Raw genomic sequence first — 1,456 nt, forward strand, 5'->3', positions numbered from 1 at the left:
TCTGGCTGGTTATCTAGGCAATGATCCAGAGATTAAAACAACTCAATCAGGCAAAGAAACAGCCAGTTTTTCCTTGGCAACTAAACAGAAATGGAAAGATCAAGAACGAACAGACTGGCACAGGGTTGTTGTGTTAAATTCTGGACTGATCAAATTGGTTAAATCTTATGTACGTAAAGGTAGCTTGATAGGGCTGCATGGGCAATTACAGAACAGAAGCTATCAAGATAAAGACGGTAAAACTTGTTATATTACGGAGGTTATTATCCCACCCTTTACAGGTGCATTAACATTATTGGGTGGTCAAAAATGAACCAACAACGTCACGAGCATGATTGGTATGTCGAGCCCCCAGAATGTGTAGAAAAGCTGATTGAAGTTGAAAAGTTCTTTGGCTACTCTATTCTTGATCCATGTTGTGGCAAGGGAACAATACCCTCAGTTTTCTTGGACGCGGGGTATTTAAATGTTGAATGTCATGATTTGGTTGACCGTAATATTGAACGTATTATTTTACAGAAACGTTTTAAACAGCAAGATTTTTTAAAAAGCTCAAAAGATAAAAAATGGGATACGATTGTTACAAACCCACCGTTTAAAGATGCTGTTCCTATTATCGAAGAAGCATTGAAAGTCACAAATTATAAAGTTTGTGCTTTATTACGGTTGGCTTTTTTAGAATCAGAAAAACGCACAGCGTTCTTTAAGAAATCTCCTTTGGCCAGAATATGGGTGATGAAAGATCGCGTCACGATGTATAGCGGGGATTACCAAGGAAAAAAGAAATCTTCAGGCACTCAAGTCTATGCATGGTTTGTCTTTGAACATGGCTGGCATGGTCCCACTCAAATTGAAAGGGTCTGAGAAATGGCAAATAGACATAAAACGAAAATAAGTGTTGTTGGATCTGGAACGGTAAAAAAGCCTTCTTTATTTCAGCAATATCGTAGAGAAGAATTCGTAGTAGAGATTGGTGTTGAGCCAGATAATCCCAACCAACAAGTTAAACGTCTGCGCCGTAAATGTGTATATGACGAAATGCTGGCTCGTGGATCTATTAATCAAGAGCAACGTGATTTTGCTGAACACTATGCGATTCTTTATGAAAAGTCTTTTGGAGGGAGTGGAGATTTATATTCAAAGGTTAATTTATTAAGTGATGGTATTCATGGTCATTATGATGGCCCTACCTTAAAACAGAGCGAGGCTTATGATAAGCTCTTTAAAGTCTGGGGTGCGATGGGGAAATACCATCGTGATTTATTAAATATGATCGTGCTGGGAAATATGGGCAGCAAACAAATATCACAAAGACTGCACCTGAACCTGAATTATACAATGGGTCAGGTGCTTTCTACGTTCATTTTGCTTGAAGAAGCTATGAAAGATTTATAAATAAGGGGCTTGTACTTTTGTAAGAACTATATTAATATATTACAAAATGGGAGTTTTATTT

General features: G+C 37.6%; 3 protein-coding genes. All 3 read left to right on the plus strand.

The window, feature by feature from the left end; translation table 11 throughout:
* Positions 1–313 (plus strand): single-stranded DNA-binding protein (locus QMN76_RS10840; RefSeq protein ID WP_282066037.1); only part of this gene is annotated, 313 nt, incomplete at its 5' end.
* A complete protein-coding gene (locus tag QMN76_RS10845; RefSeq protein ID WP_282024336.1) occupies positions 310–864 on the plus strand; it encodes a methyltransferase in 555 nt (184 codons plus the stop codon). The genes QMN76_RS10840 and QMN76_RS10845, both read left to right, overlap by 4 nt.
* Before the next feature lie 3 nt (positions 865–867).
* Complete coding sequence (locus QMN76_RS10850; protein ID WP_282024337.1) at positions 868–1,395, plus strand: hypothetical protein; 528 nt, start codon at positions 868–870, stop codon at positions 1,393–1,395.
* Positions 1,396–1,456: the final 61 nt, after the last annotated feature.

This window comes from Commensalibacter papalotli (ex Botero et al. 2024) (genome assembly GCF_947179115.1).
Classification (GTDB): Bacteria; Pseudomonadota; Alphaproteobacteria; order Acetobacterales; family Acetobacteraceae; genus Commensalibacter; species Commensalibacter papalotli.

What these genes read in the sequence shown, in the direction of transcription:
- QMN76_RS10845 (WP_282024336.1), top strand. Translation starts at nt 310, where the DNA reads ATGAACCAACAACGTCACGAGCATGATTGGTATGTCGAGCCCCCAGAA.
- QMN76_RS10850 (WP_282024337.1), top strand. Translation starts at nt 868, where the DNA reads ATGGCAAATAGACATAAAACGAAAATAAGTGTTGTTGGATCTGGAACG.